Here is a 26072-nt window from a genome sequence, read left to right on the forward strand (position 1 = left end):
GCAATTCTAAATTGTGATGGCTGCGATGAGCAGGGAAGGTCAATACGTGTTTCTCAAGGAGGCGAAATGCTGCTGCAACACAGGCCGGTAATGGCCCATGACATCAAAGCCATCTGTGGTTTTGCGCAAAACCACAGCGAGCTGTTCTACATGTTTCCGAAGGCTCGCTATCCTCTGACAGAGGATCAGCTGTCTGCTGCGATAGCTCAACGGTTCGACTCAACAGTTGTTGAAATGCAGGACCGCGTCGTTGGCTTTGCCAATTTTTATCGTGCCGAAAAGGGTGGGGTCTGTTGCATAGGCAATGTTGTCGTTGCCCCAGAGGCGCGCGGTAAAGGCGTGGCAAGCTTCCTCGTGGAGACGATGACTGCCCTTGCGTTCGAGCGCTACGAAGCCACGCAAGTACAGATCTCATGCTTCAACGAGAATACGGCAGGCTTGCTGCTCTATCCCAAGCTCGGCTTCTTACCCTTCGCCGTCGAAGAACGAGCATCCCTGGATGGCCGTAGACTTGCGCTCATCCATATGGCCCGGCATAGGGCATAGCGGGCGCTGGTTAAACATCGTCTGTCTGAAAGTCTAGAGCTATCTGGGCATGTAGTTCCGCTGCCAGCGACGTGGGATGGCTAGCGAGGACGCGGCGAGTGCAAACACCAGAAGCCCGTTGATCACAAAGGCTGTGATCCCGAGATACTCTTGCAGCAGCGCGCCGGCAACTGCTCCCAGCAGCATTCCCATCCAAGGCACAAGCTGCACCCGCCAGCCCGGCTTGCGCTCACCCATCAACCACCGGCCAAGCCCGCGGCCGAAGCGTGACAGGGCACCGGTGACGTAAGTCAGCCCGATCGGCAAACCATTCACTTCCTCGACCACTGCATTGATCATGCCCATGGCTATGACAGTGCACACCAGTGACAACAGCGGTATAGGGGTCAAGCCTGCCAGGCAGAGCAGGGTGCCTACGCAAAGCAGCAACGGCCAGGAGCGGCGGCCGACCAGGCGCGTGACGATCACGCCGATGGCATTGCCAGCGATGAACGCGCCGATCAGAGTGCTGATGGTGAGGATGGAGCTGTAGTCCCGCTCACCAATTGAAACGGCAAGGCGGGTGGTATTGCCGCTCATGAAGGATACGAAATCACCTGTTGCGGTGAAGCCGACTGCGTCAGTCATGCCGGCGAGGAAGGAGAGTGCTGCGACCATGCACAGCCCAACTTTGCCACGCAGTCGCGCTATGCGTCTTCCGCGTGCTGTATAGAATGCTGAGTCAGGGAGCATCAGTGCCTCAGAGGCTTTTGGAAACAACGTATTACCGGACAATAAAACCTGTTTCAGACTGCGTCAAATCATGTCCAAAGGCAGACTTTTCCGCTTCCCTGTAGTCCATTTGCCAAACATACTCCAAGCGCTTTTAAGCTCTCGCAGGCCAATCTCAGCGCATCTAGCCTCATGCCGTCGCCGCAAATGCTGCGACCGGCTTTGATATCACGCGGTTTCCGAGCGGCCTTGCCGGGGCGCCGGACCGGTCGGAAAGGGCTGCGCAGCAGCCCCAGTGGTCAGCTTCGCGACCAATATCGCCGGGCTCGCTACGCGAGCCTTTCGCGACACAAGGCCGCTCCTACAATGATTTGCCTGATGTACAGACAATCTTCAGAAGTAAGTCGTCATCCCGACAAAGTACGCCCGACCCGGCACGTAAAAGCTGGTCGACTCATCCCGTGGGTCTTCATCGAGCAGGTTCTGCACGCCGGCATTGAGTGACAGCCAGTTGGTCGCCGCCCAGTTGGCGCTCAAGTCGTAGGTGGTGTACGACTTGACGAAGTCAGTGCCCAAACCGCGCTGCTTGCCCACATGCTGCGCCGACAGCTCGGTGCCGATGCGGTCGCTGATCTGCCAGTCGATGGCGCTGAACAGCGACAGTTTCGGCGCGCTGATCAGGTCGCGGCCGGTCGACAGGTTGCGGCTTTCGAGCATGTAGGTGGCGTTGGTGCGCCAGCTGGCATTTTCCCACAGGGGGACTTTGCTACTGCCTTCCCAGCCGCGGGTGCGGGCCTTGTCGGCGTTTTCCAGCATGGTCCACCAACGGCCCTGGAAGTTGCCCAGCGGGGCGTATTCGATCTTGTCCTTGAAGTCGGTGTGGAAGTAGGTGAGTCCTGCTTCCCAGCCGTCGTGGTCAAAGGACACGCCGATTTCTTTGTTGGTGCTGATTTCCGGGCGCAGGTTTGGATTGCCGGCCATCCAGCATTCGCCGGTGACGTACCCCAGCGGCCGCAGCGACGTGCAGCCGCGACCGCCGGAGTTGGTTGCTGCACCGGCGCTGCCTTCTTTCAGGCTTGGCGCACGGAAACCTCGCGACACGCCGCCGCGAACTGTCCAGTCCGGGTGCGGGTGGTAGACAAGGTAGGCGCGCGGGCTGTTGTGGTTGCCATATTCGTCACTGTGGTCGAAGCGGTTGCCCAAGGTCAGCGAGAGGTTGTCGAGCAGGAACAGTTCGTCTTCGATGAACAGCGCCGAGTAGTCGCCCTCAAGGTCCGCACCGCTGACTGGCTTGCCCTGATAATCGACGGGGACGGTACCCAGCGTGTCGGTGTTGGTCAGTTGCTCGCGCTTCCATTGCCCGCCAACGGTGAGGCGCTGGTTGATCAGCAGATCGAACGGGATGTTGAGGCTGCCTTCGACGATCTTTTCCTCGGAACTGGCCTTGCCCCAGCTGATGTCGTTCTTGAATTTGTTCAGGTAGGCGTCGATACGCGAGGTGCCAAAGCCCCAGTCCGCGGTGTGCGAGATGATGAAGCTGTCTCGGGTCAGGCGCGCAGCACCAAAGCCTTCACCAATGGTTTCGTCCCAGTCGCCGAAGGTCTTTTTCGACGACCAGGAGCGCTCCACGCCTTGTGTGGCTTCGAATGACAGCTGGTGGTCGTCGTTGACTTGCCAGTTGAGCAAGGCGTTGACGCTGTGGTCCTTGGCCCCGCCAGCGCCGTCGTTGTAGACGAAGTCGCCGAGGGTATCGACCCGCGGTTCGACTTCGTCGGCCGCCCGCCGGGTGAGGTTGGCGCCCAGGCGCAGGCCCAGCGATTCGGTGATCGGGCCGGACAGGTTGACGCTGGTCTGGTTGGTCTGGCCGCGGTCGGAGTCTTCCGGGATGGTTGTGTTGGCGTTGAGCGAGCCGCTCCACTCACGGGAAACCTTGCGGGTGATGATGTTGATGACGCCGCCCATGGCGTCCGAGCCGTACAGCGACGACATAGGCCCGCGCACGATCTCGATCCGCTCGATCATGTTCGGCGAGATCCAGTTGATGTCCTGGCGGCCCAGGTCGCGGCGGTAGTTGGTGTCGGCGGAGCTGCCGATGCGTTTGCCGTCCACCAGAATCAGCGTGTACTTGTCGTCCAGGCCGCGCAGCTTGATCTTCGACTGCTCGCCCACCGGGCCAAAGCCGCCGGTCACACCGGGGATACGCCGCAGCAGGGTGTTGAGGTCGTACACCGGCTGGCGCTCGATCTCTTCGCGGGTGATGACACTGACGCTGGCCGGGGCATCGCGCACATTAGTGCCGCCGCCGCTAGCGGTGACGAACGAAGCTTGCAGTTCAGTGGCAGGCAGCGGCTCTAGCTCGAGGGTTTCTTCGGCCTGAACAGGGCTTGCGGCGATCAGCGCCAGGGTGAGCAGGGCACGGCAGAACGGTGGTCGTGGCATCGTGGAACAGTCCTTGTCGATCGGTTGGATTCAAGAGGCAGAATGCAATCGGGGTCGGACGGTATCGCAAATGAGAACCATTTAAAAGTAATTGCCCAATTTTGTTTACACAAAACTGACAAATACTTTACTGAGCACGTTGATGCTTCTTGCTCGCCGAAGGCGTGATCGGAGCTTCATTCAGACGTAAAAAAGCCCACTCGGCGGTGGGCTTGGCGGCAGCACGGTAACGTTACAGCAGGCGCAATGAGCGCCGTGCTCGATCTCACAGTGAGGTGGCGATCACCTGGGCAAGCTGCATGTCGGACATCATCGGCTCGCTGTGTGTCGAGCGATAATAGCGTGATGCTTGTTCAAATTGCGCGCCGCGGATGATGCCGTCAGAACCGATGAAGGTGAGGGCATCGCTTTTCGCGGTTTTGAACAGATCTGGGATCGCTGTAGTGCCCGCGAGCGCGCCTGAAACGATGATGCAGGGTGCCAGGGAAGTGATCATCAGTGCAGCCTGGAACGGGTTGTTGTTCTCGGCTGCATGTGTAGGAATGCTGATTAATGTCAGCATGGTCAGCGGTAGTGCGTTCCATAACATCATGTCTTGCTTCCCTGCGCTTCGATGGTCGCCACGATAGAAGAAGGCGAGATGTTGCAGTTGTGCTCAGTCAGCCTTATGGCCGGCTGGCTTCAGGCATGGGTACGCAACCACTCGTCGGCGACATCGCCCATGGTTGCTGGCGCGCCGCTCTTGATCCAGGCCATGAACGTACGGTCGAATTTGAAGGCTTCGCCGCATTCGGCAATCAGGAATTGGCGGACCTTCTGGGTGTTACGGTACTGAGCGTCCAATGGGGTGGCGCGGGTGATTGGTCCTGAGTGCCAGTTTAAGCTCATGGCTGATCCGGTGATGGCGACTTGAAGCGGCAGGTTAGCACTGAAGGGCGTGGCGTTGTCCATGGATTGAGTTGGCTGGGCTGCTCAATCTGAACTGCTCGGCACGTGGACTGCCCAATGACCACACACTGAGGAAACTGCGATGACCGATCCAAAAGACGACCAGAAAGACAGCCAGGTGCCGGCTCATTCCACCGAAGAGGAAAAGGCTCGGCTCAAGGACAAGAACAAGGATGGCATTCCGCCTGGTGCCGAGTGAAAGCGCGCCTCGGCGGCCAGGCCATCAAGCATGTGGGACTGGCCGCCATTTACATAGAGCCGTTTCCTGCCAAGGCGGCGAATCTGTTCAACGTTCAGACTCCCTGGCGCGATCAGCCGGCGGTCAATCCATCTGCAGATAATTGATCGAGATCGCCACCACCTCCGCCGCGGCATGCAGTAACACCGGCACCAGCAAACCGCCGCTGGCTATACGTGCAATGGCGAGGATCAAACCGACGGCAACCAGCGTTACCAAGGTGATCAGGTTGTCGTACTGGTTGTGCAGCGCAGCAAACACCAACGTGCTGACCACGATCGCGGTGCACTGCCAGAAGCGGCCACTGTCCAGCGGAAACACGCGCATCATGTAGTGCCTGAACAGCAGCTCTTCGGTGACCGGCGGGAACAGCACCAAGGTCAGGCAGAGCATGGCGATCTGCGCCGGGCCAAGGCCGTCGTAGAAGTGCACCATGAAGCTTTCGCGGGGTATCTGCAAAAGGTGCATCAGCAGCGCGCACAGCGTGTAGGTCCCGACCATGGCGATCAGACCGAACAGCAACGGGCGCCGCCAGTGCTGGCCGAGGATCACCTGCCTGAGGCCTTGCTTGCGGTACTGCAAACACAGCAGCACCAACAGGCCGATCGCGGCATAGCCTACCGAGTTGATCAGCTTCTGGCTGGTGAGGGGCGCGGACGGGTCGGGCAGGACAACCAGCAGGCTTGCGGCGAGGTAGATGATGAGCGCCAGGGCCAGCATGCCAAGCCGCTTGAAGACGTTATAGCGTGACGGCGCAGGGGCTACCGCTGAGGGCAGGGATGATGCTGAGGTTTGCACGGGGACGTTCCTTGTTTGAGCAATTCGGCGGGCATCTTGCCGTTGCCGCTATCGCCTGACAATCGACGATCGTAGATAAACAATATTTACCCAGGGCGGTGCCAGCGTGGCTAATACTCAGGCCCCGGAAACCAGCTTGCTGACACTGGTGGTCTGCTGATTCCAGATCATCTCGTAGTGGCTGGACAGCACAACGCTCGTTTCCCAACTTCCCATAGCAATGCGCCTGAATGGTGCAGGGTTGCCTTGGGATGAGTCATAAAGCACACGCCTGAGGCCGTCATGTTGAAGAAAGTGTGCTGACTGCACAGTGATCATTGTGGCAGACGCACGCTTTTTGCGAGATCAGCGGCCCCTTCGAAGCGGCCCGCATATTGCTCTAGCTGCTCCATCCACTACTCGGAGCAGCATCGATGAGCGCGCCCAGCGAATTCCCGTTATCCGAAGCCCCGCAGTCAGCCCGCAAGGGCCTGCTGCCGATCGCCATGGTTTTGTTCAGTTTCACCTTCTTCACCGGCACCATGTTCGCCGGCGGCAAGCTGGGCATGGCGTTCAATTTCGTCGACATGCTGTGGATCGCCACCATCGGCAACTCACTGCTGGCGTTGTACGCCGCGAGCCTGGCGTTCATCGCCTCGCGCAGCGGGCTCAACACGGTATTGATGGGGCGCTTTTGCTTTGGCGAGGCGGGCAGCCGGCTATCGGACTTCCTGCTGGGTTTCGCCGAGCTGGGCTGGTACGCCTGGGGCACCGCGACGGTGGCGATCGTGCTGGTGAAGATCCTGGGCCTGGCTGAGGGCTTCACTGTGCCGCTGATGGTGCTGTTCGGTCTTGGTTTCAGCATTACCGCGATCATTGGCTTCAAAGGCCTGGACCTGCTGTCGCGGGTGTCGGTGCCGTTGATGTTCGTGCTGTTGCTGGTGTCGATGTACATCGCTACCGGCGACGCCGGTGGTTTTGCTGGCCTGGCTGCGGTGGTGCCGCACCAGGCGATGACGTTTTCAGCGGCGGTGACCATGGTCTTTGGCACCTTCGCCAGCGGTGCGACTCAAGCCACCAACTGGACGCGCCTGTCGCGCAGCGGGCGGGTCGCAGTGATCGCCAGTGTGGTCAGTTTTCTGCTCGGCAATGGCTTGATGGTGGTGGCGGGAGCATGGTGCGCGATGGTCTATCAGCAGGCCGATATCGTCGAGGTGATGATCCTGCAGGGCTTGTCGTTCGCTGCAGTGATCATGCTCTGCCTGAACCTGTGGACCATCCAGGGGCCGACCATCTACAACGTCTCGGCAGCGGCCTGCCACCTGCTGCGCAGCGAACGCCGGCGCACGGCAACTCTGGTCGCGGCGGGGCTGGGCATCGTCCTGGCGATTGGCGGCATGTACGAGCTGCTGATCCCGTTTCTGGTGCTGCTGGGTTCGATCATTCCGCCGGTCGGCGGGGTGATCATGGCTGATTTCTGGTACCGCCACCGCGGCAAGTACCCGGCGCTGGCCTCGGTTCAGTTGCCACGCTACAACCTCAAGGGGCTGACTGCCTACGCCGTCGGTGCGCTGTTGGCCTACAGCTCGCCGTGGGTCGCGCCGCTGGTGGGAATTGGCGCTTCGGCGCTGTGCTATATCGTCCTGCTTGAGCTGAGCGGTCGGCGGCGGGCGCTGGCGCAGGTCGAGCCGTGAGCCTGGCATTGGAAGAAATTCTGCGCCTGCCCGGGCTTGCACAGATGACCGTGCGCGCTGGCCAACGCAACCTGCAGCGGCGGGTGCGCTGGCCCTACGTGGCCGAGAACGAGGGTATTGCCGAATGGGTGATGGGCGGTGAACTGGTGTTCGTTACGGGCATCAATCACCCGCGCGGCGAGGCCAATCTGCTGACCCTGGTCGAGGATGGCGACGCGGTGGGCATCGCCGGTCTGGTGATCCTCACTGGTGGCAGCTTCATTCAGCAGATTCCACCGAAGGTGATCGAACGCGCCGAGCAACTGGGCCTGAGCCTGATCGAGCAGCCCTACGCGCTGAAGATGGTGGTGGTGACCCATTTGATCGGTACGGCGCTGGTGCAGATGGCACAAGCGCGCCGCTCGCGGGATGACATCATCGGGCAATTGCTGACCGGCGATTATCCAAGCCTGGCCATCGCCCGGCAACGCGCCGCGCACTTGCAGCTGGCGCTGGACGAGCCGCGGCGGCTGGTGGCGCTGCGGCTGGCAGGCGATGAGGTATTCGAACAGCATGCTCCGGAGCAAGCCGAGCGCCTTTGGCAGGCCAGCCAGCAAGCGCTGGAAGACTGCCTGCAAGCATGGTGTCGCACCCAGCCGGGCGCTGTCACGGCACAGTTGCCGGGCGATCTGTTCGTGCTATTGCTGCCTGACGTGCCGAACCTGCGCGGTGGGTTGGCGCAGTTGCATCAGCAGTTGCGGGTTATTGCCGGTGACGCCGGGGTGTATCTGGGCATGTCCTGCCTGGCCGAGGACTGCGCGCACTATCGCCAGGCACTCAACGAAGCCCGTCAGGCGCTCGACGTCGCCCAGCACCTGCGCCCGGCCAGCGGCCTGTGCGACTTCAGCGAGCTGGGCGTGCTGCGCCTGTTGCAGGGGATCAGCGACCGCGGCCTGATCGACAGCTTCGTCAGCCAAACCCTCGGTCGCCTGATCGAAACCGGGCGCAAGCATCCCCATGCGTTGTTGCACACACTCGACGCCCTGCTGGGCGCCAACGGCAACGCCTTGCAGGCCGCCGCGCGCTTGGGCCTGCACCGCAACACCATCAATCAACGCATCGGCAGAATCGAACAACTGAGCGGGCAATCACTCGATGATCCGCTTTTTCGTATGAATGCTGCGGTCGCTATGCTCATATGGCGCATGACCGCAGCCCAGGGCAAGGAGTAGAACCATGAACATCATCAATGCACGCCTGCGTGGCAAGGACGGGCTGTTTCGCATCGAACTCGAAGGCGAGCGCATCGCCGCGATCCAGGCGCAGACCGGGCCGCTGGCGCTGAATAACGCCAGTGATATCGACGCCGAGCACAACCTGGTGGTGCCGCCCTTTATCGAGCCGCATATTCACCTCGATGCCACCCTCACCGCTGGCGAGCCCAACTGGAACATGAGCGGTACCTTGTTCGAGGGCATCGAGCGCTGGGCCGAGCGCAAAGAGCTCAATACCCATGAAGACACCAAGACCCGCGCCAGCAAGACCATCGGCATGCTGGTCGATCACGGCATCCAGCATGTGCGTACCCATGTCGACGTCACCGATCCCAAGCTGACCGCACTCAAGGCGATGATTGAAGTGCGCGAAGAAGTGCGCCACCTGATCGACCTGCAGATTGTCGCGTTTCCGCAGGAGGGCATCGAGTCGTACGCCAATGGTCGCGCCTTGATGACCGAGGCGGTGGCGATGGGCGCGGATGTGGTGGGCGGTATCCCGCACTTCGAGAACACCCGCGATCAGGGCGTGTCGTCGATCAAGTTTCTGATGGACCTGGCCGAACGCAGCGGCTGCCTGGTCGATGTGCATTGTGACGAGACCGACGACCCGCAGTCGCGCTTCCTCGAAGTGCTGGCCGAGGAGGCACGCGTGCGCGGCATGGGTGCGCGGGTTACCGCCAGCCACACCACGGCAATGGGTTCGTATGACAACGCCTACTGCTCGAAGCTGTTCCGCTTGCTGAAAATGTCGGGCATAAACTTTGTTTCCTGCCCGACCGAGAGCATCCACCTGCAGGGCCGGTTCGACACCTACCCCAAACGCCGTGGCCTGACCCGCGTCGCCGAAATCGACCGCGCCGGGATGAACGTGTGCTTTGGCCAGGACTCGATCGTCGACCCGTGGTACCCACTGGGCAATGGCAACATTCTGCGCATTCTCGAGGCCGGTTTGCACATCTGCCACATGCTCGGCTACGAAGACCTGCAGCGCTCGCTCGACCTGATCACCGACAACAGCGCGCGCACCCTCAATCTTGGCGAGCGCTATGGGCTGGAGGTCGGACGGCCAGCGAATCTGCTGGTGCTGTCGGCGCCGGATGATTACGAGATGGTCCGCAGCCAGGGTTACGCACTGGTTTCAGTGCGCAATGGCAAAGTGCTGATGCGCCGCACCCCGGCCCAGGTGCAGCGCCTGGCTTGATCCTGACCATCGCCCGCGCAGGCTTATCTGCGTGGGCGATGGCTGGCGATCGGTCTAATTCGCATTTGCCCCTGAGCGCGATCAGTGGCACGCTTGGCCGGCGATTTTGCATCGCCCCTACAGCGAAATAAGGAAACGCCCAGGTGAGTTGGGAAAAAGTCGGTAAAGCCCTCGTTGGCCTGCTGGTCGCTGGTGCCTGTGCAGGCGGCCTGTATCTGGCATTCAAGCAGGACCCAGCCCTGGAAGCGCGGCTTACCTACTCCTACCTGACCTACCCAAGCCAGTTCAGCGAGCGCATCAGCACGGCCAATGACATGCTGCGCTACGAGCGCTTGCACGGGCAGATGAGCGATATCAGCCAGGGCCAGTTGAGCAATCAGCAGGTCGACAAGCTGGTGGATGCGGCCCAGGCGCCGTATCTGGCGTTGTTTGCCAAGCCGTTCGAGGCAGGCCTGGTCGACCATCGTACCGGCTTGGTGATAGAGCTGAAGAACACCCGCGAAGCCCCGCTGAAGAACATTCAGATCCGCTTGCCGGCCAAGGGCCTGGTGCAGGTGCGCGACGATGACGGCAACGACATCATCCCACAGGCGGCCACCAACCTGATCGACATCGCCACCATCGGCGGGCGCGAAGACTGCAAGGTATGGGTGTACTTCGATTCGGACTACTCGCAGATCCGACAGGGCGGCCTGAGCATTCGCCACGCTGACGGCGAGGCGCAGATTCTCGCTTACCGCGAGTTCGTTGGCCTGCCAGCCACCATTGCCAGCTACAGCCAGCTGCTGCTGGCCTTGCTCGGTGCACTGGCGATCGGTGTATTGGGCCTTGGCTACGCATGCCTGAGCCGCAGCCAGCAGGCTACGGCCCAGCGCCGCGCTTAAGGCGCGACCAGCTCGAAGCGCCCCTGCGGATCTTCCAGCCCGGACATCAGGCGCAGGAACTTGATCCGCTCGCCGCTGATGCTGATATCACCCACTGTGACCTCTTTGACGAAGCCGGTCTGCTTCAAGGCGATACGATCGAGTGTGGCTTTTTTCATGCTCACCTCGACATCCGCACGGCGGTGGCGCGTGCGGTCGCGGTGGGTCAGCACGCCGTTGCGCACGGTCAGCGCATAATCTTCACCCAGGTCAGTGAAGCGCCAGTTGATGGTCAGGTCCTGCTCGGCTGCCTTTTGCGCATCGAGGCGCACGCTGAGCAGATCGAAGAACAGTGGCGCTGCCAGGGCCCGTACCATGTCATCGACGTTGCCGGGGGCTGGGCTTGCGGCAACACCGTCGCGCAGCTCCTGTGCGCCGCTCAGGTAGGCATTGCGCCAGGTAGCGTTCTCGCTCTGGTAGCCGAGTTGCTCGAACGCATCGGCCTGCAGCTGACGTGCTGCGCTGTTACCGGGCTGGGCGTAGATCAATTGCCGAGTCAGCTCGGCGACCCAGCGGTAATCACCTGAAGCAAATGCCTTGCGCGCCAGGCTCAGCACCTGGTTGGCGCCGCCCATGGCTTCGACATAGCGCCGGCCGGTGTCGCTCGGTGGCAGTGGGTCGAGGGTAGCGGGGTTGCCGTCGTAGCTTCCCATGTAGCGTTGATAGACCGCACGCACGTTGAGGCTGAGCGAGCCGTAATAATCGCGGCTGTACCAGCGCTTGGCCAGGCGCGGGGGCAGCGTGGCGAGTTGCGCGGCAATTGCGTCCGGGCTCAGGCCCTGATTGATCAGGCGTAGCGTCTGGCCATCGATATAAGCGTACAGGTCACGCTGGTCGGCAAGGTACTCGCGCACTGCCGCGCCGCTCCAGGTTGGCCAGTGATGCTGGCCGAGGACGATCTCGGCCCGCTCACCGTAACGCACCAAGGTCTGGTCGAGGTAGCGCGACCAGCTTCTGGCATCGCGCACCGGCGCGCCACGCAGGTCGAGCAAACTCAGTTGACTGTGGGCGACGTTCTCGCCCATGGCCAGCGCCTTGAAGCGCGGCAGCCATAGGTTCATCTGTGCCGGCGCGTCCTGGCCTGCGGTGAGCTGGAATTCGATGTCGATGCCATCGATGCGCACGGTCTCGACCGCTTTGCTTATCTCCCGCGTGGGGGCGATCAGGCTGATCGTGGCGTTGCTGGATATGTCTTTGCCCAGGCCTGCATCGACCTGGCCGCGAGGCCCGCGGGGCAGGGCGTTGCCATACAGGTATTCGGCGCGGCGCTGCATCGCCGGGCCCGACAGCACGTTCTCGCTGATGGCCTGCGCATAGAAACCGCGCGGTGCCAGCACCTGAACCCTGCCGGCCTTGACCTCGGCGGGGTCGACGACGCCGCGCACGCCACCATAGCTGCTCACCTGCGGGTTGCTGTAGATCACCGCCAGCACAGGCTTGCGCGGGCGATGCTTGAAGTACAGCTCCATGGCAGCGCGGGCGGTTTCTACTGAATGCAGCGGGTCGATCACGATCAGGCCGCTGTCGCCTTCGACCAGGGTCATGTTGGCGAGGTCCAGACCACGTACCTGATAGATGCCCTCGGTGACCTGGAACAGGCCAGCGATGGCGTTCAGTTGGGCTTGGCGCCACAGGCTTGGGTTGACGGTGGCAGGCGCTTCACCGTTGATGAAGGCGTAGCGCTGCAGGTCCCACACCGGTTGGCTGTCGGCATTGTCGATGCGGCCATCGAAGCGCTCGATCAAGCCGCGCTGAGCGGCGTCGAAATCGGCGCGGTCGTTGAAGGGGAGGCGCTGCAACCATTGTTGATTGTTTTGGCGGGTGAAGCTGGTGGCGTCTTTTTGCGGTGCATCGGCGGCAGAGGCGAGCGGGCACAGCAGCAATAGCGGCAGTAACAGGCGATGCGGCATAGGGATTCCTTGGCTTGAACGACGCGCAAGGGGGAACAGTAGCCTATGGCAAGGAGGTTTGGGCAGGTGGTAACGCTGTGGCTGTGAGTTTTAGGGCTGCTGAGCAGCCCTAAAACGATGCGCCGTGTTGTTCAGCGCTGGAAACCCAACCCCGACGACAAGTCAGTCTATCAAGTTGACTTGACTCGCCGCCGTTTCCGGTGACGTTTAGCGCTGGCGCCAATGATTTGTGCGGCGTTAATCGCAGATCCAGGATGCTTGCGAGCGTACTCGCAGCGCTGACTTAGCCGCTTTCGTGCAACAGCAGTGCTTGATGCAGCCTTTCGAGCAGAGCCTCACGCACGCTGTCCGGGGCACTCACCTTGATCGAGCCGGCATGCGCCAGCAGCCAGCTCAAAAGGGCCTGGTCATAGGCAACCGTGGCCACCAACCTGGCGTCGCCTTCGGCAAGCGGCTCCAGCAACATGTCGTCCGACAGCGGCTGCGCCGCCAACTGCCGCGCCAGCCCCGGCGTCACCCAGGCCCGCAAGGTGATCGGTTGCGCCATGCAACGATCGCTGGGCTGCGGCGGCTGCAGCAGCTCGGTGCTGAGCTCGGCCTGCCAGTACCAGCCATATGGGGTGCCCTTGCTGTTGCAGCGCACCGGAAACAGCTCGGTCAGCTCGTTCAGATCACGCTCGACCGTGCGCTTGCTGGTGCCATGGCCGACCTGGTGCAGGGCCTGCTGCAACTGATTAGAACTCATGCCCGGGTGGCGGTCAGGCAGCAGTTTGAGCAGCTGCCACTGGCGGGCGATGGTCTGGCGCGTGGGGTTGCTGGGCAAAGCGGGTTCCTTGGCGCGCGATCACTGCACGGCTCTAGTGGTGGCAATTGGCTATGTTCGCCTAGCATACCTTTTGCTGGGCGTGCAGCCAACGTGCCGTGACAACTGGCCTGCGTCTGCGGTATACCTGAGCGCTACCAAGGGGAGCCCGGAGACGGGCTGAGAAACCGCTGGCAAGATGCAGCGCGGTGACCCTTAGCACCTGATCCGGATCATGCCGGCGAAGGGATGGGACAGCCGACCTGCCTTTGCGCCGGCCTCACTGCGAGGCCGCACCATGCACCACCCGCCTGGCCTCGCTGCCACCTCCCAGAGGACAGCAGCATGAGCGAACGTTTTACCCATTATTTGCGCGAGCAGAGCGAACCGACCTGGTCGGCTGCCGTTGGCCACCGCTTCGTGCGACAGCTATGTGATGGTTCCCTGGCGGATCCGGTTATGGTCCGCTACCTGATTCAGGACCATCGCTTTCTCGACAGCTTTCTGACCCTGCTCGGTGCGGCGATCGCCACAGCCGATACCTTTGAAGCGCGCCTGCGTCTGGGCCGTTTTGCCGGGATGATCTCGAGTGACGAAAACACCTATTTCCTGCGTGCATTCGAGGCCCTCGATGTAAGCCCGGCGCAGCGCGACGAGCCTGCCGACAGTGCGCCCACCGCAGGCTTCAAGGCGATCATGGCCGAGGCGGCGGCAAGCCGCTCCTATGCGGCAGCGCTGGCGGTGCTGAATGTGGCCGAGGGGTTGTACCTGGACTGGGCGCAGAAGGCGCCGCAGCCACTGCCCGAGCACTTCGTCCACGCTGAGTGGATCACCTTGCATGACAACCCGTTCTTCGAGGATTTTGTCGCGTTCCTGCAAGCTGAACTTGACCGCGTCGGGCCAAAGGAGGCCGAGCTCAGCCGCGACTTCTACCTGCGCACAGTTGCGCTGGAACTGGCCTTCTTCGATGCCGTATACGATGGCGAGGCCTGACATGGATATTTTTGATCGGCTCAAGGCCGCCGCTGCGCCGCAATGGGCGAGCTACGTCGAGCATGACTTCCTGCAGCAGATGCAGACGGGCACCCTCAGTCAGGCGGCGTTTCGCGAGTATCTGGTGCAGGACTACCTGTTCCTGATCCAGTTCGCCCGCGCCTGGGCGCTGGCCGCCTACAAGAGTCGCCTGCCAAGTGACATCCGCGCCGCGCAGGCCGGGCTTGCGGCGATTCTTGACGAGACTGAACTGCACCTGCGCCTGTGCGCCCGCTGGGGCTTGTCGCAAGCCGACATTCAAGCTGCCCCCGAGCATCAGGCGACCGTGGCCTATACCCGCTATGTGCTTGACTGCGGCGCCGCCGGCGACCTGCTTGAACTGCACGTTGCGCTGGCACCGTGCGTGATCGGCTACGCCGAAATCGGCCAGCGCCTAGCCGGCGCAATCGGTGATCTGAACCAGCATCCGTACCGCGAATGGATCGGCGAGTATGCCGGTGAGGCCTATCAAGACGTGGCGGCGTCTGCCCGCAAGCACCTGGACGAGCTGGCCGCGCGGAGCATGACCGAGTCACGTTTCACCGAGCTGGCGGCGATCTTTGCCCAGGCCTCACGGCTTGAGGCGGACTTCTGGCAGATGGGATTGCAGGCTGCCGAATAATCGGCTGGTCAGCGTGCTTGAGGTGCCTGCAGGCATAGCTGTGGTACCTCGACGCTGCCTTTGGCGTCGCGGTCGTCGACAGCGGCTGTCACACTTTGTCCCATTTGCGCCAATGCATCTGATTAGGATTCTCTTTTACAGCGGAATTCACAGGTCACTTGCATGCGCGCACCACGTCGTATTTTCAGCCGTTCCTCCACGTTGGCCGTATTTCTGGCGGGTGCCGCGCACGCGCAGACAAACCCTCCAGAACCCGTCCCATTGACCCTTGAAGATGTGGTTGTGACTGCCTCGGGCTTCGAGCAGCGGGTGGAGGACGCGCCCGCGTCGATCACCGTGATCGACGGCGAAGACCTGCGTCGCAAGTCGTACCGCGACCTCGGTGACGCAGTGCGTGATGTCGAGGGGGTCACCGTCAACGGCGGCGCCAACGAAAGCGACATCTCGATGCGCGGCATGCCGGGCGACTACACCTTGATTCTGGTCGATGGCAAACGCCAGAGCGCCCGTGAATCAAGGGTCAACGGCAACGCCGGTTACGAGCAGAGCTTTGTCCCGCCGGCAGCCGCCATCGAGCGGATTGAGGTGGTGCGCGGGCCGATGTCGTCGCTGTATGGCTCGGACGCTATCGGGGGGGTGATCAACGTCATTACCCGCAAGGTCTCGCCCGAGTGGGGCGGCTCGATCGGTTACGACTATTCGGCGCGTCAGCACAGCGCAGAGGGCGACGCCGGGCAAACCACTTTCTACTTGAGCGGTCCGCTCAAGGAAGACCTGCTTGGCCTGCAAGTGTGGGGCCGCTACCTGGACCGCCAGGCCGATGCTGACCTGGAACAGACCAACGGCCACAGCAAGGCCGATCACCGCGACCTGACCACGCGCCTGGCCTTCACGCCCACGATCGACCACGACATCCTGCTCGAAGCCGGCGTTACGCGCCTGAAAAACGGTGATGGCGTCAGTGCCAACTGGGCCACCCGCGAGCAAGAGAACAACCGTGATCACTGGTCGCTGTCGCACCAGGGTCGCTGGGGCTGGGCCACCTCTGACGTCGCCCTCTATCAGGAAACCACCAGCCGCGAAGGCAAGGCCACGCCAGACCAGACCGACATCTACGGGCGCAAGCCTGAAATCCGCAACCGCGTGCTCGACGCCAAGTTGGTCGTGCCGACCACCTACAACGTCAGCACGGTTGGCCTGCAATGGCAGGAAAACCAGGTCACCGACTGGAACCAGGGCTTGGGTGACAAGGTTGATTACGAGTTCTCGGTCCAGCAAAAAGCGCTGTTTGCCGAAAACGAATGGTCGGTCACCGACACCTTCGCCTTGACCGGCGGCCTGCGCATGGACAACCACGAAGAATACGGCAACCACTTCAGCCCACGCGTGTATGGGGTCTGGCGCGCGACCGATCAGTGGACGCTCAAAGGCGGTGTTGCCCGCGGCTTCAAGACCCCTGAGCTGCGCGCCGTGGTTGAAGGCTACGCCTACCTGCGCCGCAACCGGTTCGTCATGCTCGGCAACCCTGACCTCAAGCCCGAGACCAGCACCAACTACGAAGTGTCGGCGCTGTGGTCCAACCGCAATGATCTGTCGGCAGGCGTGACGTTGTTCTACAACGACTTTCAGGACAAGCTCTCGACCGTAACCACTGACCGGCGCTGGAACGGCTACATCGTCATGGACCGGGTCAATGTCGACAAGGCGGTGATCCGTGGCGTCGAGCTGACCGGTCAATGGGACATCCGCTCCGACCTGCTGATCAAAGGCAACTACACCTACACCGACTCCGAGCAGAAGACCGGTGCCAACGCCGGTGCGCCGCTTGCCCTGACGCCGAAACAGAAAGCCAACCTGCGCGGCGAATGGCGGGTCAATGACCGCGCCCAAGCCTGGGCCGCGCTCAGCTACTACGGCGAAGAAACAGGCAACACCATCACTGCCGAATCGGCGCCGGGCTACACCACTGCCGACATCGGCGGCTCGTATGACCTGACCCATGCGCTGACTGTGAATGCCTCGCTGAACAACATTACCGACAAGCGTCTGGACGACGAGACCTACGGCACGGTGAACTATGGCCGCACGCTGTGGATGGGCGCGACCTACAACTTCTGATCAGAGCAGTAGCAAACGGGGCCGTACATCGGCCCCGTTTGCGTTTGCGCGTGTCAGCCTTGGCCGACCGGCAGCCGCACCAGCGCGCACAGCCCGCGTGGTTTGCGGTTTTCCAACAGCAGTTCACCGCCATGGGCCTGAATGCAGGCACGGGCGATCGCCAAGCCCAGACCGAGGCCGCCACCGCTGCGGGCGTCGGCACCACCGCGGCCGAGCTGGACAAAGGGTTCAAAGACTTTTTCCAACCACTGCTCAGGCAGCCCCGGACCTTGATCGGTGATCTCCAGGCGGACCTGGCCGTCAGCCTGGCTGAGCGTCACGTGGGTCGCACCGCCATGCTTCAAGGCGTTGTCGATCAGGTTGGTCAGGGCACGTTTGAGCGCCAAAGGTCGGCAGCTGAGCCAGGCCTGTTGCTGCACATCCCAGGTCAACGGTTGCCCAAGCAGGCGATAACGTCGGTCCAGCTCGTCAAGCAAGTCGTTCAGGCGCAACTGACAGGTCGCCTCCTGCACTGCATCGCCGCGCACGAACTCCAGGGTTTCGCCGACCATCGCCGTCAGCTCGCCCAGGCTTTCCAGCAAGTCGTCGCGGGTGGCGCCGGGGTCAAGCAGTTCAACCTGCAAACGTAATTCGGTCAGCGGCGTGTTGAGGTCATGGCTGATCGCTGCCAACAAGCGGGTGCGGCCTTCGACATGCCGGGCCAGGTTGGCCTGCATCGTGTTGAATGCATGGGTCAGCTCGCGTGCTTCGTGCGGGCCGGTTAACGGCAGCGGCGCAATCCACTCACCACGGCTGACCCGCTCGGTGGCTTTGGCCAGGGCCTTGATCGGGCGCAGCACACGGGCAAAGCCGAACATCATCACCAGCAAGACCGGCAGGGTGGTCATTGGCAAACTGTAAGCCAGTACAGTGCCCCACTGATAAGCACCGCTGGGGTGCTGCTCGGCATTCAGATACTGGCCGTTGCCCAGCGCCAGGCTGCTGCGCAAGCGTAGTGGCGCCCAACCGCCAGGACTGAACGGATAAGCGCGGGCGTCGGTGCCGTTGACCCGCTCCAGTTGCACGATCAGCGAGTGTTCCGGCGATAGCTGCAGGCGCTGGCGCAGGTCGCGGCTAAGCCGCTGTTCTTCAGGGCGCGCGGCGAAAGCACTGACCTCGGGGGTTGCCGCGATCCAGAAGCGGGTTTCCGGGTTGGCCATCTTGGCCAGCATCCTGTTGGCCTGCGCTGCGGGCAGGTCGCGCGCCAGGTTGAACGCAGTTGCCAGGCGCTCCAGGCTGGCTGCCCGGGACAGCGGATGAAGCAGGCTGCCGTGGCGGTGCAGCAGAATGATGCCGATCAAGTGCGAGGCCAGCAGTGCCAGGCACAGCAGCAGCAGTAACTGGTGCAGCAAGCGCTGCGGCCACAGCCGGCGCAGGCTATTCAAGCTGGACATCGGCGGCCAGCAAGTAGCCGCTGCCCCACAGGGTGCGCAGCAGCTCGGCGGTTTGCCCGTCATGGCTGAGCTTGCGCCGCAGGCGACTGACCTGGCGGTCGATGGCGCGTTCGCTGATGTCGCTGTCGTGCGCTGCCGTCAGGTCGACCAGCCGTTGCCGGGTCAGGCTGCGATGCGGGTGGGCCAGAAACACCTGCAGCAGTTTGCCCTCGGCGGTGCTCAACTGAACTGACTCGGCACCTTCGCGGCTGAGCGAGGCGCTGCTGGCGCAGAAGTGCCAGCCGGCGAAGCGATAGCGGCGTGCTGCGGGCGTAGCTGCAGGCGCCGCGTGGAGTCGCGCCTGGGTTGCCTGATGCCGGCGCAGCACGCTGTTCAGGCGCGCGACCAGCTCACGCGGCTCGAACGGCTTGGTCAGATAGTCATCGGCGCCCAGGTCGAGGCCGCGAATGCGGTCTGCAGTGGTGTCGCGGGCGGTCAGCAGGATCACCGGCAGGTTGCAGCGCCGGTGCAGTTGCTGGCACAGCTCGAAGCCATCGCCGTCGGGCAGCATGACATCGAGTACGGCCACGTCGAACGCCTGCTGCTTGAGCAATTGCCAGAGTCCGGCCGCGTCGGCGGCGGTGCGCACCTCGAAACCATGGCGGCGCAGGTAGGTCGCCAGCGGGTCGCGGATCTTGCGGTGGTCATCGACCACCAGCACTCGCGGCGCGGGCGTGGGTTGTTCAGCTGGCATTGGCTATCGCGCGTGATGTGGGAGGCAGGGCGCAATATTACTACGAGTCATTATCATTTGTGACTGCCCGCTGTGGGCAGATTGTCACAGCGGGTATCGTCACCTGCAGTCGCTGGCACTAGATAGCCGAGCGGCGCACCTGCTTGACCAGGATCTTCTCCAACAGCTCCCACATCGCCGGGTCGGTGCTGAACGCGACGTTGAAGCGCATCCACCCAGTCGCCTGGGCGTCGACCATGAACAACTGTCCGGGGCCGAGCATGATGCCTTGCTCCAGCGCGTCATCCAGCAGGGCCGCGCTGTCCGGGATGGCCCGGTGGCGCGCCCACACGTACATGCCTTCGTCCGATTCGGTGAACAGCTCGAAGCCCAGCCGGTGCAAATGCCGGCCCACTTCCTGGTGTGCTTCGGCCAGGCGCTGGCGCAGGCGTTTGAGGTGCTTGCGCCAGCGGCCATCGATGATCGCCGCGTAGACCACCCGCTCCATCACTTGGGAGGTGGTCAGCCCAGAGCGCATTTTCAGGCGCAGCAACTGCTGCATCAGTTCCGGGTTGGCGAACAGGTAACCAACCCGCACGTTCGGTGAAATGCTTTTTGAATAGCTGCCGACGTATACGACTTGCTGTAGGTGATCGAGGCTGGCCAGGCACGGCTGCGGCTCCGCGATCATATCGGCGTACAGGTTGTTTTCCACCAGCCGGAAGCCATGCTGGCTGGCCAGTTGCAGCAAGCGGTGCAGTTGCGGCAACGGCGTACGCGAGCAGGTCGGGCTGTGCAGGTGCGGCTGGGTGAAGAAGACACTTGGGCGGTGTTCGCTGAGCAGTTGCTCCAGGCGATCGAGGTCGTAGCCGGCCGGGGTGCGCGGCACGCCGATCAGGGTAGCACCCTGAAAACGCAGGATGCTCATCAGGTTGGGGTAGCCTGGGTCGTCGACCAGCACCACATCACCGGGGCGCACCAACGTGCGTACCGCCAGGTCCAGCGCCTGGCTGGCGCCGTGGGTGAGCATCAGCTGCGCCGGGTTGACTACGATCGACAGCTCTTGCTGCAGGTTCTGCGCGGTCAGCGAGCGCAGCTCCGGCAGGCCCATCGGCTCGCCATAGCCGGACAGCTCCAACGGGCTACCGGCGACCTGACGCATGCCCCGGCGCAGGCCATCTTCGTACATCCAGTCGTTGGGCAGCCAGCCGCAGCCGGGTTTGAACGGCAACTGACGGGTTTCGAAAATCTGCTGCAGGTACCACTCGGCGTTGAACGACGGCCGGTTGTTGTCGGCGCCGTGGGCCGGTCTGTCGAGTTGCTCGCTGGCCGCGCGATTGACGAAAAAGCCGGTGTTGCCGCGGCTGACCAGCAGCCCTTGCGCAACCAGACGGTCGTACGCTTCGACCACGGTGAAGGTGCTCACCGAGTAGGTGGCGGCAAAGGCGCGGATCGACGGGACCTTGGCACCGGGTTTGAGCGCCTGGCTGTCGATCAACTCGCGCAAGCCGTCGATGATCTGGTTGACCAGCGGGGTGGCGGAGTCTGGATGTAGTACGAGCATGGGTGTGCCTTCAGGTGTGCAGACGCGGGGCGTCGGCCGGGTGTCGCGCGGTGTATTGCATGGGCGGCCTGTACAGTGCAGTGCGACTTTCATGCCACTGTGCATGGCTCTATCAGCGCGACATTTTTACATTAGGTGTCTGAGATCGCCAGACACCTTTTGTTTCAGTTCGTTCGAGGCCCGCCTCGCACGACCCACAGGCCGCCAGGGAAGGCCTGCTCGTGCCCTCGCACAGCGCCTGCGCGCATCAGTATCGATGTACAGGTGAAACCGCTTGCCATCGGGGTTTCACGCAATTCCTTAGATAAAAAGAAGCACGGGGACACAACTGATGGACGCTACATCTACAACTACCGCATCCGAAAAAGGGGCGCCGGAGAGCAAGCTGAATGCTTCGCTCAAGTCGCGCCACCTGACGATGATGTCGATCGCCGGGGTTATCGGCGGCGCACTGTTCGTCGGCTCCGGCAGTGTCATTCACAGCGCCGGCCCTGCTGCGGTGCTGGCTTATCTGGCTGGCGGCATCCTGGTGGTGCTGATCATGCGCATGCTCGGTGAAATGGCGACGTCTTCGCCAGACACCGGCTCGTTCTCGACCTACGCCGACCGTGCCATTGGCCGTTGGGCCGGCTTCACCATCGGCTGGTTGTACTGGTGGTACTGGGTCATCCTGATGGCCTGGGAAGCGTATGTGGCGGGCAAGATCCTGCACGGCTTCTTCCCGGGGGTGAGCACCAATGTGTTCGTCCTGGCGACGACCCTGGTGCTGATCACCGTCAACTTCTTCAACGTCAAGCACTACGGCGAGTTCGAGTTCTGGTTTGCCTTGATCAAGGTGATTGCGATCGTCTGCTTCCTGATCGTATGTGGCTCGGCGGTGTTGAATATCTGGCAGTTCGGTGAGGTCCGCGGGATCACTCACCTGACCGCCGAAGGCTTCATGCCGAACGGCTTTACCACGGTGATTGGTGCGCTGCTTGGGGTGATGTTCGCCTTCCTCGGTGCGGAGATCGTGACCATCGCTGCCTCCGAGTCGAAAGACCCGGCCGGGCAGATCGTCAAGGCGACCAACTCGGTGGTCTGGCGGGTGTGCCTGTTCTATGTCGGCTCGATCTTCCTGATCGTCTGCCTGGTGCCGTGGAATGACCCGCACCTGGGTGAGTCGGGCTATGGCGCTTATCGCCGTACGCTGGAACTGCTGGGCGTGCCATATGCCGAGCTGCTGATGAATTTCGTCGTGTTGACCTCGGTGAGTAGCTGCCTGATCTCGGGCCATTACACTGCCTCGCGCATGCTGTTCTCGCTGGCTCAGCGTGGCGACGCGCCGTCGTTCTTCAAGATCACCCGCGCCGGCACTGGCGTACCGGTGTTCGCGATCGTCGGTTCGTGCGCGGTGGCAGTGGTGTGCGCGCTGATCAACTTCAGCGAGACGCTGCGGCCCAAGGACGTGCTCGACACCTTGATGAACACCACGGGCATGATCGCTTTGCTGGTGTACCTGGTGATCGCCTTCTCCCAACTGCGTATGCGCCGCAAATTGATTGCCGAAGGCAAGGAGATCCGCCTGCAGATGTGGCTGTTCCCTTGGCTGACCTACCTGGTGATTGCGTTTATCGTTGCTGCGCTGGTGACCATGGCGTTCATGCCTGACTACCAGATTCTGGTGGTTTCGACCGGTATTGCTGCCTGTGTGGTGGTGGCGATGGGTATTGTGCATCAGATCCGTTCGGCAAAAAAACTGCACTAAGCAACGCGCTGTATGATGTCGGCCGGTTCCCGCAAGGGGCCGGCCGCGTTTGTTTGTGCGGGTCTCACCGCGAACCCCTCGACATGGCTTATGCTAGGCGCTCAGCCGCCTACAGGAGCCGCCCATGGCCTGGTCTGCCAACCAATATTCGCTGTTTGAAGACGAACGCAGCCGCCCCGTGCGTGATCTGCTGGCGGCGGTGCCGCCGCGTCCAGTGCGTCACGCTACCGACCTTGGCTGTGGGCCGGGCAACTCCACCGAAGTGTTGTTGCAACGCTGCCCGGACGCTCAGGTGACAGCGCTCGACAGTGATCCGGACATGATCGACAAGGCCAATAAACGACCGCGTTTGAGTGTGCCGAGGGTGAGCTGCAAGATTGCCGACATCGCGACCTGGCAAGCAGCCGAACCACAGGACTTGATCCTCGCCAACGCTTCGCTGCAATGGCTCCCCGAGCACGCCACGCTGTATCCGCACCTGGTCCGCCAGCTCAGCGAAGGCGCCAGCCTTGCGGTGCAGACTCCGGACAACATCGACGAACCGGCCCACCGACAGATTCGCGAGATCGCCAAGCGCGGGCCATGGGCCGACAAGTTCGCTGACTTCTCGCTGCCGCCGCGGCATACCGCAGGGTTCTACTACGACTTGCTCAGCCCGCTGTGCAGCCGCGTCGACGTCTGGCGCACCACTTACCATCACCCCTTGGCCGGCGGTGCGCAGGCGGTGGTTGAATGGTTCAAAGGCTCGGCACTGCGACCTTACCTGGATCGTCTGAACGAAGCAGAACAGGCGGACTTTCTGCAGTTGTATCTGCAGGCGATGGAGCATGACTACCCAGCGTCCAGCGATGGCAAGCTGCTGCTGCCGTTCCCGCGCTTGTTTGTGCTTGCTACTCGCTAGCTGCGAAACCAGCGCCAGCTCAGGTAGGGCAGGGAGGGCTCAAAGCTCTTCCTGGACCAGCTGCAAAAAGGTCGCCACCACCCGGCGGGTACGTTGCTCGCTGAGGCAGACCAGTGTTTCAGTCAAATGCCGCTGGCAGTCGACGATCGGCAGCGCACATACCCGAGCGTCGGCGCCAAACTCGGCAGCCGACACCACGCCAACGCCAATCCCCACTACCACCGCCTCGCGCGCAGCTTCGCGGCCTTCGACCTGAATTGCCGCGCGGATGCGCAGCCCTGCCCGGTGCATTTCCTCTTCCAGCGTCTGCCGCGTCACCGAGCCTGGTTCACGCAGCACCAGCGGCGTGTCGTCCAGATCAGCCAGGCTGATCGAGGCGCGACTGGCCCAGGGGTGGTTGTGCGACACAAACGCCACCATCGGGTCGCGGCGCATTGGCACGCAGTACAGGCGCTCGTCATCGACATCGCGGCCGAGCAGGGCGAGGTCGGCCTGATAGCTGAACAGGCGCGCCAGTGATTCATCGGTGTTGCCAGTCTCGATCTTGACCTGAATGCCGGGGTAACGCTGGCAGAAGCGGGCAATCTGCGGCAACACATGCACCGGCGCATCCACCGCCAACACCAGGTTGCCGGTGTGCAATGCACGCGAATCCTGTAGCAACTCGACGGCTTCGGCTTCGCAGGCGAACAGGCGCTGGGTCACGCCCAGCAGCCGCTCGCCGAGGTCGGTCAGTTGCACCGAGCGTTTGTTGCGGTGAAACAGCAGCACGCCAAAGCGCTCTTCGAGCTTGCGCACCTGGTCGGACACGGCTGGCTGAGTGAGAAACAGCTTTTGCGCCGCGCGCGTGAAGCTACCGTGTTGAGCAACCGCATGAAACGCCTTGAGCTGTGCCTGAGACACCGCCATACCGCCTCCACTTACAAGCTGAGCTTATGTGTGAAATACGATAAATCGATTTTTGTTATCAGTCAGTAACTGTTTCTATGATCGACAGCTCCAGTGCGCAGCAAGACGCAGCGCGCTGGTGGCCATAGCAGCGGCGCGGTCATGTCAGCCGGCCCTGTTATCTGACCCGACGATGGCCACCGTCATGTAGTGCGACTCACAACAACAAGACAGGCGTTTTTTCACATTCTGCCGGCACACTTGAGCGAGAGGTCAGACTCCCATGAACCAAACCCTTGCTGCCATCAAACGGTGGCGTATTCAGATTTTCGCCATTACCTGGCTGGCCTACGCTGGCTTCTATTTCACCCGCAAGGCCTTCTCGGTGGCCAAGCTGGGCATCGGCGAAGACCCAAGCTTCATGCTCGACAAGGCGGCAATGGCCAACCTCGATGCCATCTATCTGGCTGCCTACGCAGTCGGCCAGTTCACCTGGGGCATGCTTGCCGACCGTTTCGGGCCGCGCGTGGTAGTGCTCGGCGGGTTGCTGATTTCAGCGGCGGCGGCGGTGGTGATGGGCAGCTACGCAACCTTCCCGATCTTTGCCACCTGCATGTTGATTCAGGGCCTGGCGCAGTCGACCGGTTGGGCGGGGTTGTGCAAGAACCTTGGCAGCTTCTTCCCTTCGTCGCAGCGCGGCCGGGTACTGGGGCTATGGAGCTCCTGCTACGCCTTTGGCGGGCTGGTGGCATCACCGTTTGCCGGTTGGTGGGCGTATACCTTGATCGGCACCTGGCACGCGGCGTTTTTCTCCAGTGCGGTGGTGGTGGCGCTGGTGGCGGTGTTGTTCTTCTTTCTGCAACGCAACAAGCCTGAAGATGTTGGCCTGCCGGCGGTCGAGCCAGAGCCGCAGAGCATGGCCCCAGGGCCAAACCTGTGCAGCGTATGGCAACCGCTGCGCGAGATCCTGCGTAATCGCACGGTGCTGACACTGGGCCTGGCTTACTTTCTGTTGAAGCCAGCGCGCTACGCCATCTTGCTCTGGGGCCCGGTGATCGTGTTTGAACAGATGCCGTCGGTGGGCAAGGTGGGTGCTGCAATCATTCCCACCGCATTCGAGCTGGCCGGGCTGCTCGGGCCGATCATCATCGGGCTGGCGTCGGACAAGCTGTTCGGCGCCCGGCGCATGCCCGCCTGCGTGATCAGCCTGCTGCTGTTGACGGTGACCCTGGCGTTGTTCATGGCAGCGATGAACAGCGGCAGCATTGCCCTGGTGGTGGGCCTGCTGTTTGTCATGGGCCTGACCTTGTACGGCCCCGATTCAATGATCAGCGGCGCCGCTGCAATTGACTTTGGCAGCGCCAAGGCCGGTGCCACCGCCGCAGGCTTCGTCAACGGTTGCGGCTCGGTGGGCGCGGTGCTGGGCGGCTTGCTGCCGGGCTACTTCGACAGCGTCACGGTATTCATCGTATTTGCTGGCTGCGCGCTGTTCTCCGCACTGGTGCTGCTGCCGCACTGGAACAGCCGCCCGGTCGCCGCCGAACAGGTGGTCGACGTTGCCCCCAATACCAGCATGGCAATCAAGCCACTGCGCAGTTAAAGGAAAGCCC

The 26072-nt window shown here is 62.3% G+C and carries 22 protein-coding genes and 1 riboswitch; of the genes, 11 read left to right on the top strand and 11 right to left on the bottom strand.

Translation table 11 applies throughout. The annotated features are described in order from the left end of the window. Window positions 1-66: 66 nt before the first annotated feature. Entirely contained in the window at window positions 67-546 is a 480-nt protein-coding gene (locus tag M2396_RS03165; RefSeq protein WP_259073096.1) for a GNAT family N-acetyltransferase, read from the top strand. 39 nt (window positions 547-585) lie between these two features. On the opposite strand, the gene M2396_RS03170 is transcribed toward M2396_RS03165, so the two are convergent. From M2396_RS03170 to M2396_RS03190, 5 genes are all read right to left on the bottom strand, one after another. Next, window positions 586-1278 carry a YoaK family protein gene (locus tag M2396_RS03170; RefSeq protein WP_259074214.1) on the bottom strand — a complete coding sequence of 231 codons (693 nt, stop codon included), beginning with the start codon at window positions 1276-1278 and terminating at the stop codon, window positions 586-588. A gap of 372 nt (window positions 1279-1650) precedes the next feature. Then, the gene (locus tag M2396_RS03175; protein ID WP_259073097.1) at window positions 1651-3696 is read right to left on the bottom strand and encodes a TonB-dependent receptor domain-containing protein; all 2046 of its coding nucleotides are present in this window, start codon (window positions 3694-3696) and stop codon (window positions 1651-1653) included. 265 nt (window positions 3697-3961) lie between these two features. Beyond that, window positions 3962-4288 carry a DUF2388 domain-containing protein gene (locus tag M2396_RS03180; protein WP_150571764.1) on the bottom strand — a complete coding sequence of 109 codons (327 nt, stop codon included), beginning with the start codon at window positions 4286-4288 and terminating at the stop codon, window positions 3962-3964. 89 nt (window positions 4289-4377) lie between these two features. Next, the gene (locus M2396_RS03185) at window positions 4378-4584 is read right to left on the bottom strand and encodes a DUF6434 domain-containing protein (protein ID WP_101320380.1); all 207 of its coding nucleotides are present in this window, start codon (window positions 4582-4584) and stop codon (window positions 4378-4380) included. 382 nt (window positions 4585-4966) lie between these two features. Continuing rightward, window positions 4967-5680: a CPBP family intramembrane glutamic endopeptidase gene (locus tag M2396_RS03190; RefSeq protein ID WP_259073107.1), complete on the bottom strand. Its 714-nt coding sequence runs from the start codon at window positions 5678-5680 to the stop codon at window positions 4967-4969. 413 nt (window positions 5681-6093) lie between these two features. Between M2396_RS03190 and codB the strand changes: the two genes are divergently transcribed. The 4 genes from codB to M2396_RS03210 all read left to right on the top strand — a co-directional run bounded on the left by codB (window position 6094) and on the right by M2396_RS03210 (window position 10694). Further along, window positions 6094-7353, top strand: a complete 1260-nt coding sequence (gene codB / locus M2396_RS03195) for a cytosine permease (RefSeq protein WP_259073110.1) — start codon at window positions 6094-6096, stop codon at window positions 7351-7353. Further along, complete coding sequence (locus tag M2396_RS03200; RefSeq protein WP_259073112.1) at window positions 7350-8564, top strand: PucR family transcriptional regulator; 1215 nt, start codon at window positions 7350-7352, stop codon at window positions 8562-8564. Before codB ends, M2396_RS03200 begins: the two co-directional genes overlap by 4 nt. A 4-nt stretch (window positions 8565-8568) precedes the next feature. Further along, window positions 8569-9810: a cytosine deaminase gene (gene codA / locus M2396_RS03205; RefSeq protein WP_259073114.1), complete on the top strand. Its 1242-nt coding sequence runs from the start codon at window positions 8569-8571 to the stop codon at window positions 9808-9810. Window positions 9811-9953: 143 nt separating this feature from the next. Then, complete coding sequence (locus M2396_RS03210; protein WP_101320368.1) at window positions 9954-10694, top strand: hypothetical protein; 741 nt, start codon at window positions 9954-9956, stop codon at window positions 10692-10694. On the opposite strand, the gene M2396_RS03215 is transcribed toward M2396_RS03210, so the two are convergent. Further along, window positions 10691-12643, bottom strand: a complete 1953-nt coding sequence (locus M2396_RS03215) for an alkyl/aryl-sulfatase (protein ID WP_259073117.1) — start codon at window positions 12641-12643, stop codon at window positions 10691-10693. The two genes, M2396_RS03210 and M2396_RS03215, sit on opposite strands and share 4 nt — an antisense overlap. 283 nt (window positions 12644-12926) lie before the next feature. Beyond that, the gene (locus M2396_RS03220) at window positions 12927-13466 is read right to left on the bottom strand and encodes a WYL domain-containing protein (RefSeq protein ID WP_101320363.1); all 540 of its coding nucleotides are present in this window, start codon (window positions 13464-13466) and stop codon (window positions 12927-12929) included. 130 nt (window positions 13467-13596) lie between these two features. Then, a riboswitch (TPP riboswitch) is annotated at window positions 13597-13712 on the top strand. 78 nt (window positions 13713-13790) lie between these two features. Here M2396_RS03220 and M2396_RS03225 point away from each other — a divergent pair. The 3 genes from M2396_RS03225 (at window position 13791) to M2396_RS03235 (ending at window position 17217) form a co-directional block, all read left to right on the top strand. Then, on the top strand, window positions 13791-14438 hold the full coding sequence (locus tag M2396_RS03225) for a TenA family protein (protein WP_259073119.1): 648 nt from the start codon (window positions 13791-13793) through the stop codon (window positions 14436-14438). Between the two features lies 1 nt (window position 14439). Further along, window positions 14440-15099: a thiaminase II gene (tenA, locus tag M2396_RS03230; RefSeq protein WP_101320359.1), complete on the top strand. Its 660-nt coding sequence runs from the start codon at window positions 14440-14442 to the stop codon at window positions 15097-15099. 162 nt (window positions 15100-15261) lie between these two features. After that, window positions 15262-17217, top strand: coding sequence for a TonB-dependent receptor domain-containing protein (locus M2396_RS03235; RefSeq protein WP_259073121.1), 1956 nt, complete (start codon window positions 15262-15264; stop codon window positions 17215-17217). Between the two features lie 53 nt (window positions 17218-17270). Here the strand turns inward: M2396_RS03235 and M2396_RS03240 are convergent, their stop codons facing one another. The 3 genes from M2396_RS03240 to M2396_RS03250 form a co-directional block, all read right to left on the bottom strand. Next, the gene (locus tag M2396_RS03240; protein WP_259074215.1) at window positions 17271-18608 is read right to left on the bottom strand and encodes an ATP-binding protein; all 1338 of its coding nucleotides are present in this window, start codon (window positions 18606-18608) and stop codon (window positions 17271-17273) included. A 25-nt stretch (window positions 18609-18633) separates the two neighbouring features. Next, window positions 18634-19383, bottom strand: coding sequence for a response regulator transcription factor (locus M2396_RS03245; RefSeq protein ID WP_259073122.1), 750 nt, complete (start codon window positions 19381-19383; stop codon window positions 18634-18636). A gap of 118 nt (window positions 19384-19501) precedes the next feature. Beyond that, a complete protein-coding gene (locus tag M2396_RS03250; RefSeq protein ID WP_259073124.1) occupies window positions 19502-20926 on the bottom strand; it encodes a PLP-dependent aminotransferase family protein in 1425 nt (474 codons plus the stop codon). 331 nt (window positions 20927-21257) lie between these two features. Here M2396_RS03250 and M2396_RS03255 point away from each other — a divergent pair, with 331 nt between their 5' ends. Together M2396_RS03255 and tam are read left to right on the top strand one after the other, a co-directional pair. Further along, window positions 21258-22673 carry an amino acid permease gene (locus tag M2396_RS03255; RefSeq protein WP_101320351.1) on the top strand — a complete coding sequence of 472 codons (1416 nt, stop codon included), beginning with the start codon at window positions 21258-21260 and terminating at the stop codon, window positions 22671-22673. Window positions 22674-22797: 124 nt separating this feature from the next. After that, on the top strand, window positions 22798-23574 hold the full coding sequence (gene tam / locus M2396_RS03260) for a trans-aconitate 2-methyltransferase (protein WP_101320349.1): 777 nt from the start codon (window positions 22798-22800) through the stop codon (window positions 23572-23574). Window positions 23575-23613: 39 nt separating this feature from the next. Here the strand turns inward: tam and M2396_RS03265 are convergent, their stop codons facing one another. After that, entirely contained in the window at window positions 23614-24483 is an 870-nt protein-coding gene (locus tag M2396_RS03265; RefSeq protein ID WP_259073127.1) for a LysR substrate-binding domain-containing protein, read from the bottom strand. Window positions 24484-24745: 262 nt separating this feature from the next. On the opposite strand from M2396_RS03265, the gene M2396_RS03270 reads away from it, so the two are divergent. Further along, a complete protein-coding gene (locus tag M2396_RS03270) occupies window positions 24746-26062 on the top strand; it encodes an MFS transporter (protein ID WP_101320344.1) in 1317 nt (438 codons plus the stop codon). The last annotated feature ends 10 nt before the right edge of the window (window positions 26063-26072 follow it).

This window comes from Pseudomonas sp. BIGb0278 (assembly GCF_024809895.1).
GTDB classification, from domain to species: domain Bacteria; phylum Pseudomonadota; class Gammaproteobacteria; order Pseudomonadales; family Pseudomonadaceae; genus Aquipseudomonas; species Aquipseudomonas shirazensis.

Coding starts and splice junctions, on each gene's coding strand:
- M2396_RS03175 (WP_259073097.1), bottom strand. CDS start 3,696: ATGCCACGACCACCGTTCTGCCGTGCCCTGCTCACCCTGGCGCTGATC.
- M2396_RS03180 (WP_150571764.1), bottom strand. CDS start 4,288: ATGATGTTATGGAACGCACTACCGCTGACCATGCTGACATTAATCAGC.
- M2396_RS03170 (WP_259074214.1), bottom strand. CDS start 1,278: ATGCTCCCTGACTCAGCATTCTATACAGCACGCGGAAGACGCATAGCG.
- M2396_RS03270 (WP_101320344.1), top strand. CDS start 24,746: ATGAACCAAACCCTTGCTGCCATCAAACGGTGGCGTATTCAGATTTTC.
- M2396_RS03185 (WP_101320380.1), bottom strand. CDS start 4,584: ATGAGCTTAAACTGGCACTCAGGACCAATCACCCGCGCCACCCCATTG.
- M2396_RS03165 (WP_259073096.1), top strand. CDS start 67: ATGCTGCTGCAACACAGGCCGGTAATGGCCCATGACATCAAAGCCATC.
- M2396_RS03225 (WP_259073119.1), top strand. CDS start 13,791: ATGAGCGAACGTTTTACCCATTATTTGCGCGAGCAGAGCGAACCGACC.
- M2396_RS03265 (WP_259073127.1), bottom strand. CDS start 24,483: ATGGCGGTGTCTCAGGCACAGCTCAAGGCGTTTCATGCGGTTGCTCAA.
- M2396_RS03250 (WP_259073124.1), bottom strand. CDS start 20,926: ATGCTCGTACTACATCCAGACTCCGCCACCCCGCTGGTCAACCAGATC.
- tenA (WP_101320359.1), top strand. CDS start 14,440: ATGGATATTTTTGATCGGCTCAAGGCCGCCGCTGCGCCGCAATGGGCG.
- M2396_RS03255 (WP_101320351.1), top strand. CDS start 21,258: ATGGACGCTACATCTACAACTACCGCATCCGAAAAAGGGGCGCCGGAG.
- M2396_RS03215 (WP_259073117.1), bottom strand. CDS start 12,643: ATGCCGCATCGCCTGTTACTGCCGCTATTGCTGCTGTGCCCGCTCGCC.
- codA (WP_259073114.1), top strand. CDS start 8,569: ATGAACATCATCAATGCACGCCTGCGTGGCAAGGACGGGCTGTTTCGC.
- M2396_RS03245 (WP_259073122.1), bottom strand. CDS start 19,383: ATGCCAGCTGAACAACCCACGCCCGCGCCGCGAGTGCTGGTGGTCGAT.
- codB (WP_259073110.1), top strand. CDS start 6,094: ATGAGCGCGCCCAGCGAATTCCCGTTATCCGAAGCCCCGCAGTCAGCC.
- tam (WP_101320349.1), top strand. CDS start 22,798: ATGGCCTGGTCTGCCAACCAATATTCGCTGTTTGAAGACGAACGCAGC.
- M2396_RS03235 (WP_259073121.1), top strand. CDS start 15,262: ATGCGCGCACCACGTCGTATTTTCAGCCGTTCCTCCACGTTGGCCGTA.